At 49.2% G+C, this 17,350-nt stretch carries 18 protein-coding genes; 10 read left to right on the top strand and 8 right to left on the bottom strand.

The genetic code is table 11. The features are described from left to right. Positions 1 to 7 precede the first annotated feature (7 nt). On the bottom strand, positions 8 to 721 hold the full coding sequence (locus HA050_RS12685; RefSeq protein ID WP_166826671.1) for a hypothetical protein: 714 nt from the start codon (positions 719 to 721) through the stop codon (positions 8 to 10). A 156-nt stretch (positions 722 to 877) separates the two neighbouring features. Here HA050_RS12685 and HA050_RS12680 point away from each other — a divergent pair, with 156 nt between their 5' ends. Then, on the top strand, positions 878 to 2,080 hold the full coding sequence (locus tag HA050_RS12680) for an MFS transporter (RefSeq protein WP_166826669.1): 1,203 nt from the start codon (positions 878 to 880) through the stop codon (positions 2,078 to 2,080). Positions 2,081 to 2,136: 56 nt separating this feature from the next. Here HA050_RS12680 and HA050_RS12675 read toward each other — a convergent pair whose 3' ends face one another. Next, on the bottom strand, positions 2,137 to 2,352 hold the full coding sequence (locus HA050_RS12675; RefSeq protein WP_166826666.1) for a hypothetical protein: 216 nt from the start codon (positions 2,350 to 2,352) through the stop codon (positions 2,137 to 2,139). 221 nt (positions 2,353 to 2,573) lie between these two features. Here HA050_RS12675 and yqfB point away from each other — a divergent pair, with 221 nt between their 5' ends. Both yqfB and HA050_RS12665 read left to right on the top strand, forming a co-directional pair. Further along, on the top strand, positions 2,574 to 2,882 hold the full coding sequence (gene yqfB, locus HA050_RS12670) for a N(4)-acetylcytidine aminohydrolase (RefSeq protein WP_115228411.1): 309 nt from the start codon (positions 2,574 to 2,576) through the stop codon (positions 2,880 to 2,882). Between the two features lie 82 nt (positions 2,883 to 2,964). Then, positions 2,965 to 3,663 carry a MarC family protein gene (locus tag HA050_RS12665; RefSeq protein ID WP_233702956.1) on the top strand — a complete coding sequence of 233 codons (699 nt, stop codon included), beginning with the start codon at positions 2,965 to 2,967 and terminating at the stop codon, positions 3,661 to 3,663. Positions 3,664 to 3,735: 72 nt separating this feature from the next. Here HA050_RS12665 and HA050_RS12660 read toward each other — a convergent pair whose 3' ends face one another. From HA050_RS12660 to HA050_RS12650, 3 genes are all read right to left on the bottom strand, one after another. Then, positions 3,736 to 3,978 carry a SlyX family protein gene (locus HA050_RS12660; protein WP_308418900.1) on the bottom strand — a complete coding sequence of 81 codons (243 nt, stop codon included), beginning with the start codon at positions 3,976 to 3,978 and terminating at the stop codon, positions 3,736 to 3,738. An 80-nt stretch (positions 3,979 to 4,058) separates the two neighbouring features. Beyond that, entirely contained in the window at positions 4,059 to 6,221 is a 2,163-nt protein-coding gene (locus tag HA050_RS12655; protein ID WP_166826663.1) for a YgiQ family radical SAM protein, read from the bottom strand. A 227-nt stretch (positions 6,222 to 6,448) separates the two neighbouring features. After that, complete coding sequence (locus HA050_RS12650) at positions 6,449 to 7,177, bottom strand: carbonic anhydrase family protein (protein ID WP_205836425.1); 729 nt, start codon at positions 7,175 to 7,177, stop codon at positions 6,449 to 6,451. Positions 7,178 to 7,562: 385 nt separating this feature from the next. On the opposite strand from HA050_RS12650, the gene HA050_RS12645 reads away from it, so the two are divergent. Further along, a complete protein-coding gene (locus HA050_RS12645) occupies positions 7,563 to 8,387 on the top strand; it encodes a class I SAM-dependent methyltransferase (RefSeq protein WP_166826657.1) in 825 nt (274 codons plus the stop codon). Between the two features lie 195 nt (positions 8,388 to 8,582). Here the strand turns inward: HA050_RS12645 and HA050_RS12640 are convergent, their stop codons facing one another. Both HA050_RS12640 and HA050_RS12635 read right to left on the bottom strand, forming a co-directional pair. Further along, positions 8,583 to 9,062 carry a GNAT family N-acetyltransferase gene (locus tag HA050_RS12640; RefSeq protein WP_166826654.1) on the bottom strand — a complete coding sequence of 160 codons (480 nt, stop codon included), beginning with the start codon at positions 9,060 to 9,062 and terminating at the stop codon, positions 8,583 to 8,585. Between the two features lie 32 nt (positions 9,063 to 9,094). After that, positions 9,095 to 9,280 carry a hypothetical protein gene (locus tag HA050_RS12635; protein ID WP_166826651.1) on the bottom strand — a complete coding sequence of 62 codons (186 nt, stop codon included), beginning with the start codon at positions 9,278 to 9,280 and terminating at the stop codon, positions 9,095 to 9,097. A 93-nt stretch (positions 9,281 to 9,373) separates the two neighbouring features. Here HA050_RS12635 and HA050_RS12630 point away from each other — a divergent pair, with 93 nt between their 5' ends. Continuing rightward, on the top strand, positions 9,374 to 10,306 hold the full coding sequence (locus tag HA050_RS12630) for a LysR family transcriptional regulator (protein ID WP_166826648.1): 933 nt from the start codon (positions 9,374 to 9,376) through the stop codon (positions 10,304 to 10,306). Here HA050_RS12630 and HA050_RS12625 read toward each other — a convergent pair. Beyond that, the gene (locus HA050_RS12625; RefSeq protein WP_166826645.1) at positions 10,233 to 11,195 is read right to left on the bottom strand and encodes a DMT family transporter; all 963 of its coding nucleotides are present in this window, start codon (positions 11,193 to 11,195) and stop codon (positions 10,233 to 10,235) included. The genes HA050_RS12630 and HA050_RS12625 overlap by 74 nt on opposite strands. 91 nt (positions 11,196 to 11,286) lie before the next feature. Between HA050_RS12625 and HA050_RS12620 the strand changes: the two genes are divergently transcribed. From HA050_RS12620 to HA050_RS12600, 5 genes are all read left to right on the top strand, one after another. After that, positions 11,287 to 12,192: a LysR family transcriptional regulator gene (locus HA050_RS12620; RefSeq protein ID WP_165928697.1), complete on the top strand. Its 906-nt coding sequence runs from the start codon at positions 11,287 to 11,289 to the stop codon at positions 12,190 to 12,192. 465 nt (positions 12,193 to 12,657) lie between these two features. Further along, positions 12,658 to 13,578 carry a glycosyltransferase gene (locus tag HA050_RS12615; protein WP_166826642.1) on the top strand — a complete coding sequence of 307 codons (921 nt, stop codon included), beginning with the start codon at positions 12,658 to 12,660 and terminating at the stop codon, positions 13,576 to 13,578. A 1-nt stretch (position 13,579) separates the two neighbouring features. After that, positions 13,580 to 14,302 (top strand): acyltransferase, encoded by a 723-nt coding sequence (locus tag HA050_RS22375; protein ID WP_277344403.1) that lies wholly within the window; start codon positions 13,580 to 13,582, stop codon positions 14,300 to 14,302. 214 nt (positions 14,303 to 14,516) lie between these two features. Continuing rightward, positions 14,517 to 16,466 (top strand): Ig-like domain-containing protein, encoded by a 1,950-nt coding sequence (locus HA050_RS12605; RefSeq protein WP_166826639.1) that lies wholly within the window; start codon positions 14,517 to 14,519, stop codon positions 16,464 to 16,466. A gap of 70 nt (positions 16,467 to 16,536) precedes the next feature. Continuing rightward, on the top strand, positions 16,537 to 17,247 hold the full coding sequence (locus tag HA050_RS12600; RefSeq protein WP_166826637.1) for an SDR family NAD(P)-dependent oxidoreductase: 711 nt from the start codon (positions 16,537 to 16,539) through the stop codon (positions 17,245 to 17,247). Positions 17,248 to 17,350 lie beyond the last annotated feature (103 nt).

Genomic DNA, 17,350 nt, shown 5'->3' with positions numbered 1-17,350 from the left:
CTTTGTATTAAGCCTGTTCCTGAAAGCCTTGCTTTGCAGCGTCCTGGCCTAAATCCAGATAGCGTGGCCCGCCGGGCAGGTTGAGCAGTTGCAAGCTCATATCGCCCAGCAGCTTCAGCAGTGATTTGCCATCTTCTCCCTGCTTGAGCAATTGAAATGGCTGGCGCTCAGGCTTGCTGCTTAAGCGTTTCAACAGGTTTTCTGCGGTGTCTGCAAATTGTGTGTTCAGATTGCCTGCGGGGGTATTTGTGGGTTTAGTTTCGGCGGCAGGCTGGATGCTGCTGGCGCTGGCCCCTTCAATAATAGATTGATAACGAACGTCAATCTCAAAATCAAACTGGCGGCCATCAGCGGTAAATAGCTTACCCTTACCATTAAAGTGGCTGGCGTCTTCCAGTCTGAAGCCCGCTGCGGCACCTTCAGCGCTTTGCTGAGCTGCAGCGGCAAAGTTGGATGAGCTGCTTAACTCGGCCTGATCAAACTGAAAAGTCATGCCTTTGGCTGCGTCGCCAAAAAGCTGTTGGGCAAAACCTTGCATTAGATTTTGTGCTAAATCGGTGGTGGCTTTGCCTAAATTTTCGGCACGGCTTGCCAGCGCATCGCTGCTTTTTTGTACTGTGGTTTCAGGTTTAATGGCCTGCGTGCGGGCGATGCTGCTTTCTGCGGAAGACGTATAAGGATTCGGGATTGTGCGATTATTCAGCAGAGAGAGCGGGTTCATGGCCAGGTGCTCAAAAGTTGTTTATTACTTATCGGCTGAGTTTTGGTTTTTCTTGAGGGGCAGCAAGCCCTTCAAAGTATTTTTTTCCCATTCAGGCTGAAACCTGCCTGCTGGAATGGCCGGCCAGTACTCCGCTCTATTTTTAGGAAGCTTTGCATGCTGAAATCGCTTAATCCGGAACGCCGTACACAGGCCATGCTTCTGGTCTTAATGCTGGTGATGTTTACCTCTATCGCAGATTTTATGATTCTGATGCCGCTTGCTCCCGATTTAATGCGCGAGATGCATATTGATACGGCACGGTTTGGGTTTTTAGTTTCAGCGTATTCGCTGGCAGCAGGCGTGGCCTCATTATTGGCGGCATCTTTAGCAGATCGCTTTGACCGGCGGCAGGCTTTGCTGGTGTGTTACGCAGGCTTGGTGCTGGCAACGATGGCATGCTCGGCGGCGACAGGTTTTTATAGTTTATTAGCGGCCCGTGGCCTGGCAGGTATTTTTGGCGGAGTGATTGGCTCGATTATTTTTGCCATCGTGGGGGATTTAATTCCGCCAGAGCGCCGGGGCTGGGCAATGAGCTGGGTGATGCTGGGCTTTTCTATATCCGCAGTGGCGGGCGTGCCGCTGGGCTTATTTATTGCTGCACACTCTAACTGGCGCATGCCTTTTGTGGCGCTGTCGGCGATGTGTGTTCTGGTATGGATCGGTGTCTGGTATTTACTGCCCGCCGTTAAAGGCCATTTAACAAAGGAACCCCAGGGTTTGCTTGCCGGATATAAAGAGTTATTTGCTGATATTAATCACTGGTGGGCTTGCGGTGTAACTGCCCTGCTGACTTTATCGGGTTTTTGCGTGATTCCCTATATCGCATCCACCATGGTCAGTAATTCCGGCTTAACGACGCATGAGCTGGTTTATATGTATTTATTGGGGGGCGTGGCTACTTTATTTTCAAGGCCGTTTATAGGCGGATTGATTGATCGCTATTCGCCCACACGTATTCTTGGCTATCTGGTGATTGCAAGTTTTGTGCCGCTGATTTTGGTTACGCAAACATTTGCTTTAGCGCTGGCATGGCAGCTGTTGTTTTCCACACTATTTTTTGTTTTTGTAAGCGGGCGGTTTATTCCTGCAACGGCAATGGTTACAGGGGCCACCGCACCGCAAATGCGCGGGCGTTTAATGGCGTTTAATTCAGCAACGCAAAATTTTGCCTCGGGTGTGGCCGCACTTTTGGCAGGTACGATCATGACGCAAAGCAGCAGTGGCAGAATTATTAATTTTGATTGGGTAGGCTATTTAAGCTGTGTATTTGGCTTGCTGGCCATCTGGATGGCGAAGCGGGTTAAAGCAGTTTCATAAAAAAAGGCTGATCCCGGTCAGCCTTTTTTGATTTGTCCATTGTTGTGCTGCTTTGATCAGTCGACAATGGTGACCAGGTTTCTTAAGTCTTCCTGGGTTTTTTCGCCCTTGCTCCAGCATACGCGAGCGCGGCCACCCTCAACTTTCATGACCAGCCCGTCAATTTTTTCTGAGCCATCAATCGTGGCGATGCGGTTTACACGGGTGTTGATGGCAATATTGTGTGATGCGGAAAAGAAAAAGTGATAAAGGCTGGCTAGCAGGCTGATCATGGTGTATCTCTTATGTATGTAGTATTACTACGAATTTTATAGAGTAAATTTAAGTAGTACAACTACACTTTTGTGTGATTATCTACATGGCATTGCAAAAGTGACTGTTTATAAGCCTTTGATCGAAAAGTGGTTTGATGTTTTTTTCTTTAGATGACGGCCTGGCCGAGTGTTTTTATTCTTGCTTATAGCGTGTAGTAATATTTCCCGGGAAGAATGGTATGCAGAAGATTACTTTTTTTAAGCGTTTTGTTGACGATATTCTCGCAGAACGCAAAACCATCACCATTCGTGATTCCAGCGAAGCGAATGTGCAGGCCGGTGATATTCTGGAAGTCAGCACTTTGGAAGAAGGGCTCTGGTTTTGTCGTGTGCAGGTTTTGTCGGTAACGCAGACCGATTGGGCGGATTTAACCCCCTTGCATGCCGCACAGGAGAATATGGGCTTGCCAGAATTGAAGCAGCTTATTAAAGAAATTTATCCGGGGCAGGATCATTTTTATGTGATTCAGTTTGAATTGGTAAAGTAACCATAATACTTTGGCATTTTTTATATTTTTCTTCGTTTAAAATGCCATTTTCATTGCTGTTTATTGCAAGGTTTTAATCCAGATGCTGCAAACCTTAACCGTATTTTTTGGCAATATGCTGTTGGTTTTTGGCGCTTTAATGCCCATTTTAAATCCGCCGGGTCACGCTCCTATCTTCTTAACCATGACGGCGGATTACAACTCGCAGGAGCGGACGATTCTGGCGCGGCGGGTGGGGATTTATAGTTTTATTTTGCTGCTGATCAGCATGTTTATTGGCAGCTATGTGCTGGAGTTTTTTGGTGTGTCGCTGCCTATTGTGCGTATCGGCGGTGGTTTGCTGGTGGCGACGGCGGGCTGGCAACTGATGAGCTCGGGCGATGACAGCCATAAGTCTGCAGGCATGCTGCAGGTAGGGGCCACCCGCCCCAGTAACGAAGAATTACGTGAGCGTGCCTTTTATCCGCTAACCTTTCCAATTACGGTAGGACCTGGCTCGATTACCGTAGCGATCGCTCTGGGAGCCGGCTTTAACGGCCCGGGTCTGCAGAAGTTTTCTATGCCTTTAGCCAGCCTGACCGCTGTGGCGATTACTTCTTATTCTTTGTATCTGTGCTACCGCCATGCAGAGCGCCTGCTTAAGCTATTGGGCAGCACGGGGTCGATTATTTTTCTGCGTCTGTCTGCATTTATTTTGATGTGCATCGGGATTCAGATTTTCTGGGATGGTTTTAGTGTGCTGTTTGGCGAGCTGCTGGTGCATTACTTAAAGCCTGCTTAAATGTCTGAAGCATAAAAAAGGGCATATGAAGCGCTAACTTTGCTTCATATGCCCTTTTTTTATTCGCTGAAATTAATAATGCGGTGGTACTTCATCAAATAAGGATTTCTGCGCCGGGCCGCTGGGTTCTTGCTGTTGCAGCCAGCGTAATTCATTCACTACCTGATCCATCTGCTGCTGCTGAGTGGCTACGATGCGGTTTAATTCTTCTAATAGCTCATCTTGCAGCGCCAGCTTGATTTCCAGCTCGGTAATACGGCTTTCTAAGTTCATATATTTCTCTCTGGCATATATTTCTGCAGACACAAAGCTCACAGAAAACCCCCTTTCAAATTAAAGCGTCTGATTGGGTTTTTACCGTGGGCGGCTTTTATGCTCTGTATACAGGGGTTTCTTTACCGTTTTTTAGTGCCCTGCGCCGCCGCATCACGGCTGCGGCCAAAGGTTTTTTTGCCCTTAGGTTTATCACTGCGGCGAACCACGACATTGTTTTTTTCGTGTACAAATTTCTCGCCAGGCTGCTGTGCAGGAATCAGATGTCTTGGTGTGTTACCAATCAGGTCTGCACGGCCCATGGCGATTAAGGCTTCGCGCAGGATAGGCCAGTTATCTGAATCGTGGTAGCGCAAGAAGGCCTTGTGTACCTTACGGCGATGTCCGTCACGGATCACATCTACTTTTTCCGAGCTTCTGGCCAGCTTTCTGAGCGGATTACGGCGGGTGTGCCACATGGTGGTCGCCATCGCCATCGGTGTTGGCGTAAAGGCCTGCACCTGATCGGGCTGGAAGTCGTTTTTCTTCAGCCACAAAGCAAGGTTGAGCATATCTTCATCGCTGGTGCCGGGGTGGGCGGCAATAAAGTAGGGGATCAGGCTCTGCTTTTTGCCCGCCTGCTCGGAGTAATAATCAAACATCTCGCGAAAACGCTCAAACGTGCCGATGCCAGGCTTCATCATCTTGGATAAAGGCCCTTCTTCGGTGTGTTCCGGCGCGATTTTCAAATAGCCTGAAACGTGGTGGGTGGCCAGCTCTTTCACATATTCAGGGGACTCCACCGCAATATCGTAGCGCACGCCAGAGCCAATGGTGATGCGCTTTACGCCATCAATCTTGCGGGCTTTTTTGTACAACTGAATCAGCGGCGCGTGATCGGTATTGAGGTTTTCGCAAATGCCGGGGTAAACGCAGCTTAAGCGCCTGCAGGATGATTCGATTTTCGGGTCTTTGCACGACAAGCGATACATATTGGCGGTAGGGCCGCCCAGATCGGAAATCTGCCCGGTAAAGCCCTTGGTTTTATCGCGGATGTCCACGATTTCCTGCAGGATGGATTCTTCCGAGCGGCTCTGGATAATCCGCCCTTCGTGCTCGGTAATCGAGCAGAAGGTACAGCCGCCAAAACAGCCACGCATGATATTGATGGAGAAGCGAATCATCTCCCAGGCCGGAATATGCGCTTTGCCATAGCTTGGATGCGGGTTACGCGCAAAATGCTGGCCAAAAATATAGTCCATTTCTGGCGTGCTAAGCGGAATGGGCGGCGGGTTAATCCACACATCGCGCGAGCCGTGTTGCTGCACCATCGCCCGTGCATTGCCGGGGTTGGATTCCAGATGCAGGGTGCGGCTGGCGTGGGCGTAGAGCACCGGATCAAAAGCCACGGCTTCATAGGCCGGAATACGGATTACCGTGTGCTGGCGGTCGGCTTGCTTGGCGGCGATGCGCTCGGCCTTGCTGATGATGCGAATCGCCTTGGTGTCGCTGGGTGGAGTGATATCTTTTTCTGTTTTTTCCGGCAGCATTTCGTAAGGATCGATATGCTTATCGATGCGCCCTGGGGTATCGACCGTGGTGGAATCGAGCTCCACCCAGCCTTCGGGCAGCCAGCCCTGCGGCGTCATAAAGGCGGTGCCGCGAATATCCCGCATATCTTTGAGCTTTTCGCCCGCTGCGGCGCGCTGGGCAACTTCAACCAGGGCGCGTTCGGCATTACCAAACAACAGAATATCGGCCTTGGAATAAATCAGCGCCGACTGGCGAACTTTATCGCTCCAGTAATCGTACTGAGCGATCCGGCGCAAGCTGGCTTCAATCCCGCCAATCATAATCTGCACGCCGGGATAGGCCTCGCGGCAGCGCTGGGAATAAACGGTAACCGCGCGGTCAGGCCGTTTGCCACCTATGCCACCTGCGGTATAAGCATCGTCGGAGCGGGGCTTTTTATCGGCGGTGTAGCGGTTGATCATTGAATCCATATTGCCCGCAGTCACGCCAAAAAACAGCCTTGGCTTACCCAGCGTTTTGAATTCGTCAGCGGACAACCAGTCTGGCTGACAAATAATCCCAACCCGCAGCCCCTGCGCTTCCAGCAGGCGGCCAATCAGGGCCATACCAAAGCTGGGGTGATCGATATAGGCGTCGCCCGTAATCAGAATAATGTCGCACTCGTCCCAGCCAAGTACGTCCATCTCGGCACGACTCATAGGCAGGAAGGGGGCGGGTTTGCGGGGGAAAACACCAGCGGGCAGAACAGAAATAGCAGTAGGAGCGGGATTCATGGCTTTGATGAGCAATACTAATCGCGCATTGTCGCAGATTTAGCCCCGCCGCATCAAAAAAATGCTTGTTTTTCATAAGGATATGTAAATGCTGCCTCTGAACGGCAGGCCGAAACAATGGCTTTTGCTTTTGTTGTTTTTACTGATGTGAAAGCTTAAATAGTAACGGGGAGCCTCTGCAGGCATCCCCGTTTCTTTTAAATCAATGAGATATCAGTAGCTTGAGATTACCAAGTGACTTTACCAGTGCCTACGTCATACATTGCACCTACAATTTTGATTTGCCCTTTTTCTTCCATTTCTTTTAACAGGGGGCTCATTTCACGGATTTTCTGCACACTGTTATTTACATTTTCATGCGCCACATCCTGCACAAATTCGTGGTTTTTGGAGCTGCGCTCGCCAGAGGTTTTGGTGGCTTCTACGGCAGGTTTAATTTTATCTAAGAGGCCAGTGAGATTGCCTAGTTGCACCGCATCACATGCGCCTTTTACTGCTCCGCACTGAGTGTGGCCCAGTACCACAATTACTTTGGAGCCAGCGGCTTTGGCTGCGTATTCCAGGCTGCCAAGAATATCGCTGTTGATTACATTGCCTGCCACGCGGGCTACGAATAAATCACCAATGCCCTGATCAAAAACTTGCTCTGGAGCAGAGCGCGAATCGATACAGGCTACAACGCTGGCAAAGGGATACTGGCCCAGGCCGGTTTGCATGATTTGTTTTTTATAATTACGTTTGATTGATTTTCCGGCTGCAAAGCGTTGATTGCCATTTTTTAAGATATCCAGCGCAGCATCGGGAGTGATGCTGGCTTGAATCGCCTTGCTCATGGTTTTGCCGACGGCATAAGGCTCTGGCTTGACTGTGCCGCCGTGGTCGTCTGCTGCATAGCTAAGTGAACAAGCCAGCGTTAGAGCCAGGGCGATAGGGCGAATAAACGGTAGTGATTTCATCATTTTTCCTTGAATAATTAATTGCTTTGTTTTTTTAATGCTTTATATACAGAGTGTAAAAAACACATGGGTTTTCATGTGGCATTACTCAGAATGGAATGCCGCTAAATAGTTCAAAGGCATAAGTATTTCTTATTTTATTGCAGAAATATCACATGACGATGACTGCAAACTTACTGTTTAATTGTTTTTAGCATTTACTTTCTTCTATTGCACTTGCCAACCTCTGAGCGGTTGCTTTAATGGGGGCTTTTATTGCTTGCATAAGGGGGTGAAACGTCATTGTCCGGCAGGATTTATACTCTGCAATGGGAAAGGGCAATCTATATCGCCAGGGAGCAGGTAGAATCACGCCTTGCTGCAAGCACAGCTTTTGGACAAGACTATGACAGAACATCACGAAATCAAGCCCGGCCAGTCGGTCGAACTGCTCAAAGAGCTGCATATCCTGACCCGCGACGGCAAGCTCAATCAGGACAGCCGCCGAAAGCTCAAGCAGGTTTATCACCTCTACCAGTTTATTGAGCCGCTCTTAAAAGAAGTGCAGGCGGATCATCCCGAAGTTACGCTGGTTGACCACGGCGCGGGTAAGTCTTATCTGGGCTTTATTCTTTACGATTTATTCTTTAAAGATAAGCCGGGTTCCGGCCATATTTATGGCATTGAAACGCGCGATGAGCTGGTTAAAAAATCGCAAGAATTGGCACAGCGCCTTAACTTCCCCGGCATGTCTTTTCTGAATTTATCGGTGGCAGAATCAACGAATTCTGATCTCTTGCCAGAAACCATTGATGTGGTGACTGCGCTGCACGCCTGTAATACCGCCACCGACGATGCCATTGCTTTTGCGCTTAAAAAGAAAGCCAAATTTATGGTGCTGGTGCCCTGCTGCCAGGCCGAAGTGGCAACCGTGCTGCGTAAAAACAAGGCTAAATCACTGAAGAATCCACTGGCAGAAATCTGGCGTCATCCGATTCATACCCGTGAATTTGGCAGCCAGATCACCAATGTGCTGCGTTGCCTGCAATTAGAAGCGCACGGCTATCAGGTGACGGTAACTGAGCTGGTCGGCTGGGAGCATTCGATGAAAAACGAATTAATTATCGCCCAGTATAAAAACCTGCCCCGCCGCAAACCCGCCGAGCGCCTGGCTGCCGTGCTGGCAGAGCTGGGTTTGGATGAAATGGGTGAGCGGTTTTTTACGGCGTAATCGATGGCTAAGGTGAAAAAACGTTAATACGGCTCTGTTAATAAAGCGGGCAAAAGAAGGCGTTTTTTTATTGGAGTGGCTTTAGCCGCGAAAACACCGTTGGTTCAATAAGTTCGTGGCCAAAGCCCTTGGCGCAGATTGAGGTGAGTGTTGGCTGGCGATGCTGCTGGCAAACACTTACCCCGATACAGTTGTTTATTCATGATTCAATCTCTTTGTCATAATTTGAGATTGCGGCTGAAAATGCTGAGCTTCATAAAAATCAATGGCCTGCTGATTAAAATTAAAGACTTCTAAGCGTATTTCACGGGCTTTTTTGCTTGCTGCCCATTTTTCTACGGCATTAATCAGCTCTTTACCCAGGCCTTGTCTTTGCTGTGCCTGAGAGACAAGAATAGTGCCAATTCTGCAAATAATCCGGGGCTGTAAAAGCGTGATCGCTGAGGTGTCAGTGATTTGAGCGCTTACAAATCCAGCGATTTGGCCGGAATATCTGGCGATAAACATCACCCCGTTTTCTGCCGTAATGCAGGATGCCCATAAGTCTCTGTCCCGAATCATGCCTGATGCCGGGGCAAATATTTCTGGCTGCTGCTGATGGTGTTGTGTGGCAATTTCATCGGCCAGAATGCAGATATCAGTTAAGTCTTCCAGGCTTGCCCTTTTTATATTCATTGTTTTCATTCCCATAAATTGTACTGGCGGGATTAAATTCGCTCTCTGCATCGACATCGCCATTCTTCCATTCTGGCGGCTGCAATCATCGCTGCTTTGCGCAGGCGGTGTTCAAGGCCTTCATCTGTTTCTGCTTTTGCATGGAACCCATGCCCATGATGGCGGGCATCACAGAATGCCATTGGCTTAACTAGCAGTTTGCTGATTAGTGCTTTCATAGTATCTCCAATTTGCTTTTTAAATTTGTAATTGGAGTGTATTTTGATTCATTATCTGGATAAACCCATGATAACTGGACAAACTGTTCCTCTATGAAAACAATGCCTTCGTCTGATGCGCTCCTGGTGTTTGATGCGCTTGCCCGGCTGAGAAGCTTTACTGCAGCGGCTGATGAATTGGGTTGTGCTAAAAGCTATGTAAGCCAAAATATTAAGCGGCTGGAGGCTGATTTAGGTGCCGTGCTGGTTTTACGGACCACCAGAAGGGTAACGCTGACTGAGGTTGGGCAAACACTGGCCATGCGGGCGGCTCAGTTGCGGGTACTCATGGAAGGCTTGAAAGCAGAAGTCAGCAGTATGCAGGACCAGCTGGCCGGGCCTTTGCTGATCAGCAGCCCAAGTGGCATAGGGCAGTATGTACTGGCACCGGTTCTGGCCGAGTTTGCCATTCAATATCCTGGGGTGCAGGTACATATGACTGCGCAAAATAAGCTGCAGGATATGGCAGATGAGGGGATCGATTTTTGCCTGCATTCACGCACGGTGCTGGATGACAGCATGGTGGCGCGCCCCTTGGGTTTTACGCAAAAACGCCTTTATGCATCGCCGCAGTATTTGGCCAGAGCGGCCAAATTGCAGCATCCCTGTGATTTGCAGCAACATCAGGTGTTTTGCCACGAAAGCCTGCACGAGCAGATGGGCTGGCAGCTGGAGAAAAACGGCGAAGTAGTCAGGGTAGAGCTGCGGCCTACGCTGGTGTGCAATACCTTTGGGGCGATTGCCAGCGCGGTGGAGGCGGGCTATGGCGTGGGCCTCCTGGATAATATTATTGCGGCACCCTATTTGCGCCAGGGTTTAATGCAGCCAGTATTACCGGATTGGCTGGCTACGCCTAAGCCGTATTTTCTGGTGTTTCCTTACCGGCAGCCCATGCCTAAAAAATACGAAGCATTTATTCAGTTTGCGGTGCCACGTTTGCAGGCAAAGCTGAAGGAATCGATGAGCGCTGATACGCCGGGCGGCTAAGTAATTTGGGCGTACCGGGTTTACGCGAGTTATAAACCACGCCGCTGATGATCAGGATCATGCCAATAAATTGCGGCAGGCTGGGCGACTGGCCAAGCGCGATGGCAATTAATGTTGCAAATATTGGTGCCAGATTCATAAAGATGGCCCCCTGAGCCGGGCCAATCTTGCGCAGGCCCTCATTCCACCACACAAAGGCCAGTGCGGTACAAAAGAAGGCCATGGCTGCAATAGCCAGCAAAACATTCCATGCGGGAAGCGTGTAAAAATCGTTGCTGATGCTGGCCGAAACGGCCGTCATAAAGGCTGCCCCCATCATAATGGTGACGGTGGTGGTGTGCAGGGGGGATACGCCACGGACAAAGCGTTTTGGAATCACTGAATATAAAGCCCAGCTAAAGCTGGCAATAAGAACCAGAGCATCGCCGAGGGCAAAATGTAAATCGCGAATGGCTTGCATCGAGCCGCCACTGACAACAATTGCTACGCCAAAAAAACTTAATCCCATGGCCAGTATTTGCTGGCTGTTCAGTGATTCTTTTTGAAAAAAAGCGGTGAGCAGAGCGGTAAGAATGGGGCTGAGCGCCATAATTAAGCCGGCATTAATGGCCGAGGTCAGTTGTAATCCATAAAATAAAGAAAAATTGACGCCCATAATGCCAATCACAGACATAAATAATAATGGGCGAATATTATTGCGCAACGCTTGAATATCCCATTTCTCACGCAAAGAAACAAACGCAAAAAGCATTAAGCCTGCAATGATAAACCGCCAGCTGCCAACCACCATGGGGGATAAAAATTGCACTGTATATTTGCCGATATGAAATACTGCTCCCCAGAAGAAGACAGTCAGTGTGAGTTGTAGATACGTCAGCAAATGTGGCATGGTGTGCACTGCTTTGGCTTGAAATTGCCGTCATTATTGTTGCTGATCCTTGAGATGTATTTAGCCCTGAATGGAAAACAGTTTTCTAAAAATGAAAAATACTGATTTGGATTGGAATGACTTAAAGTATTTTCTGGCTGTGGCGCGTGAAGGCGGCCTTAGCGCAGCAGCGCTTAAGCTGGGTAGCAGCGCATCAACAGTGTCCCGGCATATTTCAGCTTTGGAAAACCGCCTGGGGGTTAAGCTGTTTTTGCGGCAGCAAATTGGTTATCTGCTTACCGATCAGGGGGTGAGCATTCTGGCAAGGGTGACCGAGGTTGAAAATGCCATGTTCACCGTGGAAAGAAACAGCGACCAATTGCAATCTATTGATCAGGTCAGCGGCTTAATCAGGCTGGCTGCGGCTGAATCATTAGCCAGCTATTTAATCATGCCGCATATGCCGGAGTTTCTGACGCTTTATCCAAAAATGCAGGTAGAGCTGTTAGTGGGGGCATTACCGGCTAATTTGGCCCGGCGGGAGGCGGATGTGGCCTTGCGTTATGGTGACTCAATTGTGGTCGATAATAATCAGGATTACATCACGCATTTTGTGGGTTATGTGCATTTTGCTCCCTATTGTTTAAAGTCTTTATTGGCAGATTTGGGGCCAAATCAAGACCCGTGGCAGGCATTGCCCATTATTGAATTAAGCGATTGCTGGGCTTATTTGCCAATGGTGAAATGGTTAAAGCAGATTACCCAAAACCGTGCCCCGCTGATTAAAGGCAATACGCTGCATACTCAGTATGTGGCGGTGCGGTGCGGGCTGGGAATCACCCTGTTGCCTGAATATGTGGGCGATATTGATGAAACACTGGTCAAGCTGGATGCCCCGTCTGTTGTCCCTTCGCGCGAGCTTTGGCTGGTTTATCACCGTGATTTAAAAGCAAGCCAGCGCGTTCTTGCTATGAAAAATTTTTTAACCAAGCTTCTGGCGCAGGTTTTAGATTCATAAGTTTTAAGTTGTGCTTTGAGCCGGGGTGTTCGCCCTGGCTTTATTCTGCAGATCGTCCTTTCTTATGCTGCCTGCTCAGGCCGCCACTCCTTTTCTGTTTATTTTAGCTCTCTCAGGGCGGCTGCCGTTCTGTAAGCAAAAAGCAGCCTTTGCTCCATGTGCATTCCTTCGGAATATTCCATTGTAGTAAAAATACGAGTTACTACAAAAAAATCTGTTACAAAACTACATTGGCATACTATTTACAGTTGTTTGAAAGCAATATAAAGTAAATAAACATAGAATACTTACTTTAAATTGTCATTTAATTGTTGATGTTTGAAATTAAATTTTACATCATGAGCCGCTGATGTAGTTGCTTCGCGGCCATCGCTTTGCTCAACAGTCATACGAAGTCTCACGGCTTGATTATTCAAAGTGTATTCAGGCTGGGTTTTTGATCAACTTGAAGTCAAAGGAAAGAGCATGTCTAAGCTACAGATCAGTGTTGTCATTCCCACTTATAATCGGGCCGATTTATTACGCTACACCCTTGAATCTCTGGTTTTGCAAACGCTGGACAAGCAATTATTTGAGGTGATTGTGGTTGATGATGGCGGCTCGGATAATAGCGAAGAGGTGGTCAGGGCGTTTGCTGAGCAGCTGAATATCAAATACTTCTGGCAGGAAGACAAAGGCTTCCGGGCGGGTAAGGCACGCAATATCGGCACGGCGATTGCCGAAGGCCAATATATTGTATTTATTGATACCGGCGTGCTGCTGGGCAGTAAAACACTGGAAGTACACGCTCAGGTGCACAGCCAGTCTGAATTTCCTGTGGTGATCATTGGCTATGTTTATGGCTTTGAAGTGGATAACAGCCTGCTGGAAGAAATGTCCGCACAGATTGATTATCAAACGCCTGATGCCACCATCAATCGTCTGGCCCTGCTGGGAGCGCATGATGTTCGCCAGCAGCAATATGATGAGCTTGGGGACAACATCAGCAACTGGCCTGCGCCCTTTGATATCTTCTGGACTTGCCATGCATCAGCCGAGCGCGCGCAGCTTTTGAAAGCCGGTTTATTTGATGAATCATTTAATAGCTGGGGCGGGGAAGATGTTGATTTAGGCGTGCGTTTACATCTGAATAACAATCAGTTTTCAATGGAGCGCGAAGCCGTTTCATTCCACTGGCCGCATAAAAAAGAAGTGGATGATCAAAAAGAGCAATCAGAAATCGCCGCTTTACGTATTCATCAAAAGTATCAGCTGTGGTCAACCAGCTTTTATGGCAAAGATTTAAATGATGAAAAATACTCATTAAATAAAGTCATTAAAATTCATCGCGATTATGCGATTAAAAAAACTAAACGCGCCCAATTGCTTGAAACCGAGGGGGCATAAAATGCCTTGCGAATATCAGAATATTTATCTTATTCCGCCAGAATTAGCAGGCAGTCCCGCCGACAATGTGCCGGAAAAACTAATCGGGCATCAGGTTAAGATAGGCCTGAATACGCACTTTTCAGGCACTCCCCGTTTGTCTTATACAAGGGTGATTGATAAAGAGCTGCTGGATGCGGATCTGGCAGAGCAGCAAATTGATGAAGCTCTGTTTGCGGGCAGCATTACGATTGGCAGCCAGTGTTATATCGAATCTGGCCATATCCCTGCATTTCATAATTTGCCGGTTAAGCTCAGTACGGTGCAGATTAATGACGGCCCTGTTGGGCAAATAAAAATTGGCGACCGGGTTGTGCTGCAGGGCGCGGCAATTTTGGCTTATCAGCGGGTAGAAATTGGCAATGACGTCATTTTTGGCCCTATGGTCACCATTATGGATAGCAGTGGCCATCCTTTACTTGGGCGCGGGCAGCCTGGTGAGGCGGCAAGAATTCGCTCGGCTCCAGTGCGTATTGGTAATGGCGTGTGGATTGGTGCGGGCGCAACGATTCTGAAAGGCGTAACAATTGGTGAGGGCGCTGTGATTGGCACACAGGCTGTTGTCAGCGAGGATGTACCGCCTTTTTGCGTGGTAACGGGCAACCCCGCCAGAGTGGTAAAGCATTTGCAAAGTGATCAAAAAGTGGATGTAAGTGCTATGGAAAAAATGCTGGCTGTATTTTAGGCTCAGGTGCAGCGGCTAAAGCCTCCTTTTATGGGGGCTTTTTTATTGAAAGGGGGACTGTTTCATTTAAGATGATCGTATTTTTACCAAGACATTGAGGAAGGCTTTCATTAGATTCATAGATTGCCTTTCTGCAGACTGATTCAGGAAGTATGTGACTTCGTTTCTATCGTATAAAAAAATATTTCTCCTCAATTTTCTAAGCTGTACGGCTTTGCACGCCGCAAATTTGCCTGATTTACCCGACGCTCAGGATAGTGGTTTGGGCAAAATTAATTGGGGAACCGATGGGGCAACCTTGGGATTTAAGACGGCAACTGAGCGTCTTACTGCAAGCATTGCTTATTCGGAATCGAATCAAACGGCTTTGAATCTGGATGCGGGCTTTGCGCTGAGCGATTATTTTGCTTTGGGCGCTAATCTGGTGGTGAGCGAGGGCTTTCAGGAAGCATTGCTCACGGGTGTTTTCAGCACGCCGGATCATTTGCGTTTAAGACTTTCTGCAGGGCAGCAGCAGGCGCAGAAGCAGTTTCAGTTTACATATGGCAGTGATGAGCTGGAGATGCGGCAGAATAATTATCTGTTAAATCTAAAAAAGAGCTGGGACAGGGGCCGTGTGTTATCAGAGCTGGGGGTCACAGTCTATGCCGCCGACCCAAGCCTGAAAAACAAAGGCCTCGCGCAGGAGAGCAGCAGCGAGCTGTATTTTGACCCGCGCATGTCCGGCACACGGCGTCAGGGGGCTGTTTACAATATCAGCCTTGCACCCAATTATTTTTCCAAGCTTGATTTTGGTTTGGGCTATCAGCGTGCTCAGGATGCAGCAGGGGCGCAGTGGGGGGAAAAAGAGCGGCAATCATTAGTGCAATACAGCCAGTATTTTGCCAACTGCATGCGCCTCAGCGGAGGTTATAACGGCAGCGAATCCAGTCGTCTGTATAACCTGGGGATTGCCAAGGATGAATGGAGTCTGACGGCTACCCATACTCTGGAGCAGGATTACGCCCAGGGCAATGTTGTGCTGCGCTACGCGATTCCCCTGTATGGGGGGGGGATGAAAAGTCGGAGTTGTGCGCATTATCAGCTTGCTTCCAAATCCTATAAGCCTGTTTTAAGCGAGGCCATTCAACGGCCATCCCCCAAATCGGTGCTGGTTTACAGCGGCCTGAGCGGCGTTGTGCCTGAGAAAAACGCGGATACCGGTGGGGTGAGCATTGATATCAGCAACCGCCAGACTATTTTGCTGTTGCAGCCGGTAAAGGCGATTATTGCACTACAAAGTGCAGATAAAGCCGTGATTCGCGAGCGTGGGGCGGAGCTATTTGTGCTTGAGGCAGGCACAATCAGGGCGATGCTGACTCGCTTTCAGCAAGCAGGCAGCTATATTCTGGATGTGCAGCAAAGTGATGGCGCGATACTGCAAATTGAGGTGGAAATAAGCAAAGCCGAAGCCGGGCAGGGAGGGGATGCTAAGCTGGTTTCGGTGAAACGCTTAAATTTCCCTACGCTTTTAGGCCTGCAGAAAGTATCGCCAGCACAGTTTGCCCGTATTCCCGTGGCCGAGCTGGCGCTGTTTAATGCGGAGCAACTGCTCTCTTTACCCCCTGCAGTGATTGCGGCAATGACAGAAGCTCAGCTGGCGGCATTAAAATTACTGCCGGTATTGAGCCCGCCACAGCTGGCCGCTCTGCCTCCCCAACGCCTGATCGCCATGAGCCCTGAGCAGCTTGGCTCGCTGTCACGGCCCCAGCTTGGTGCTTTAAATGCAGATGACGTTGTGTTCAGCCCTCAGCAACAGGCCGTTTTGCCTATGCCAGATCTGGCTGCACTGACGATGGCAAACAAAACCCTGGATGACGAGCCGTTTTTTATCCCAGCGCCTGCCAGCAATAGCAAAGGAGTGATCAGCTATTACAGCAGCCAGCCAGATGTTGCCTCTGTGGATGAAAAAACCGGCTGGGTTACGCTGCTAAAAGCAGGTGAAACGGTGATTGAAGCCAGACAAGCCGCCAAAGGAATCTATACGGCGGTCAGTGTAAAAGCACCGCTGCTTGTTCAGGCCGGTCAGGAAATTGGCCCGCTTGAATGCAGAGTGGTGAGTGAGGAATTATTTCAACCATCCCGCCCTGAATGGCAGGAGAAGCCCGCCAGTATTATTGAATAAATACGCGGGTTTCACCTGTATTGCATGAAATGCGGGGCTGCATTGTTTTTAACAGATCCAAAGGATAAACATGAAATTACTCTGTATCACCGGCGGATCCGCTGGCTTGGGCGCGGCGCTGGTCAGCTTGTATCAGGCTAAGGGCTGGCAGGTGTGTGAGTTTTCGCGCAGTGGCCAGCTTGCAGGGCATATCAGCGTTGATCTTGCGGTAGGCAATGCGGCCAGTCTGGTTGACGGGTATTTTGCTCAGCTGGCCAGCCAGGACTGGGAAGAAGTGCTGCTGATCAATAATGCCGGCATGCTCAGCCCGCTGGCCCCGGTTGCTAGGCTCAGTGATGAGGCGATTGCCACCAATCTGAGCGTGAATTTCAATGCAGCGATCCGCATTATTGCTGCGTTTATCCGCCATTTTGGCGATCTGCCTGCACGTAAAACTGTGCTGCAGGTTTCATCCGGCGCAGCGATTCGTGGCTATGGCAGCTGGTCATTATATTGCGCCAGTAAAGCAGGTTTAGAGCACTTTATCCGTGCGCTGGCGGCAGAGCAAAGTACGGCGGCGCACCCGGTGGTCTGTATTAATTTTGACCCCGGCGTGATGGATACCGCCATGCAGGCTGAAATCCGCTCGCGCACCACAGAGGAATTCCCCGATGTAGGCCGCTTTATTGCCCGCAAAGAGCAGGGCTTATTACGCCAGCCAGAAGATGTGGCGGCGGCTGTTGCAAGGCTGGTGGCTTCTGAGATTCAGGGCGGCGGGCGATATAGTGTGGAAGAGGTGTGACGGGGCGTTTGTTTGATCACAAGTTGCTGCTCTGAAATAAACAGCAAGTGATGCCCTTTGTTAGTTAGCTAATCGAAAAGATTGTGCCTTCAGTACGTTGATT

This window comes from Iodobacter violaceini (assembly GCF_011601265.1).
Classification (GTDB): Bacteria; Pseudomonadota; Gammaproteobacteria; order Burkholderiales; family Chitinibacteraceae; genus Iodobacter; species Iodobacter violaceini.
The sequence above is the reverse complement of the archived record's forward strand: the minus strand, read 5'-3'. Positions and strand labels throughout refer to the sequence as shown.

Bases quoted from the DNA above. Each gene is read 5' to 3' on its own strand.
- HA050_RS12675 (WP_166826666.1), bottom strand. From the start codon at position 2,352: ATGATCAGCCTGCTAGCCAGCCTTTATCACTTTTTCTTTTCCGCATCA.
- HA050_RS12640 (WP_166826654.1), bottom strand. From the start codon at position 9,062: ATGAATATAAAAAGGGCAAGCCTGGAAGACTTAACTGATATCTGCATT.
- yqfB (WP_115228411.1), top strand. From the start codon at position 2,574: ATGCAGAAGATTACTTTTTTTAAGCGTTTTGTTGACGATATTCTCGCA.
- HA050_RS12635 (WP_166826651.1), bottom strand. From the start codon at position 9,280: ATGAAAGCACTAATCAGCAAACTGCTAGTTAAGCCAATGGCATTCTGT.
- HA050_RS12600 (WP_166826637.1), top strand. From the start codon at position 16,537: ATGAAATTACTCTGTATCACCGGCGGATCCGCTGGCTTGGGCGCGGCG.
- HA050_RS12615 (WP_166826642.1), top strand. From the start codon at position 12,658: ATGTCTAAGCTACAGATCAGTGTTGTCATTCCCACTTATAATCGGGCC.
- HA050_RS12655 (WP_166826663.1), bottom strand. From the start codon at position 6,221: ATGAATCCCGCTCCTACTGCTATTTCTGTTCTGCCCGCTGGTGTTTTC.
- HA050_RS12665 (WP_233702956.1), top strand. From the start codon at position 2,965: ATGCTGCAAACCTTAACCGTATTTTTTGGCAATATGCTGTTGGTTTTT.
- HA050_RS12680 (WP_166826669.1), top strand. From the start codon at position 878: ATGCTGAAATCGCTTAATCCGGAACGCCGTACACAGGCCATGCTTCTG.
- HA050_RS12620 (WP_165928697.1), top strand. From the start codon at position 11,287: ATGAAAAATACTGATTTGGATTGGAATGACTTAAAGTATTTTCTGGCT.
- HA050_RS12650 (WP_205836425.1), bottom strand. From the start codon at position 7,177: ATGAAATCACTACCGTTTATTCGCCCTATCGCCCTGGCTCTAACGCTG.
- HA050_RS12625 (WP_166826645.1), bottom strand. From the start codon at position 11,195: ATGCCACATTTGCTGACGTATCTACAACTCACACTGACTGTCTTCTTC.
- HA050_RS12630 (WP_166826648.1), top strand. From the start codon at position 9,374: ATGAAAACAATGCCTTCGTCTGATGCGCTCCTGGTGTTTGATGCGCTT.
- HA050_RS12685 (WP_166826671.1), bottom strand. From the start codon at position 721: ATGAACCCGCTCTCTCTGCTGAATAATCGCACAATCCCGAATCCTTAT.
- HA050_RS12645 (WP_166826657.1), top strand. From the start codon at position 7,563: ATGACAGAACATCACGAAATCAAGCCCGGCCAGTCGGTCGAACTGCTC.
- HA050_RS22375 (WP_277344403.1), top strand. From the start codon at position 13,580: ATGCCTTGCGAATATCAGAATATTTATCTTATTCCGCCAGAATTAGCA.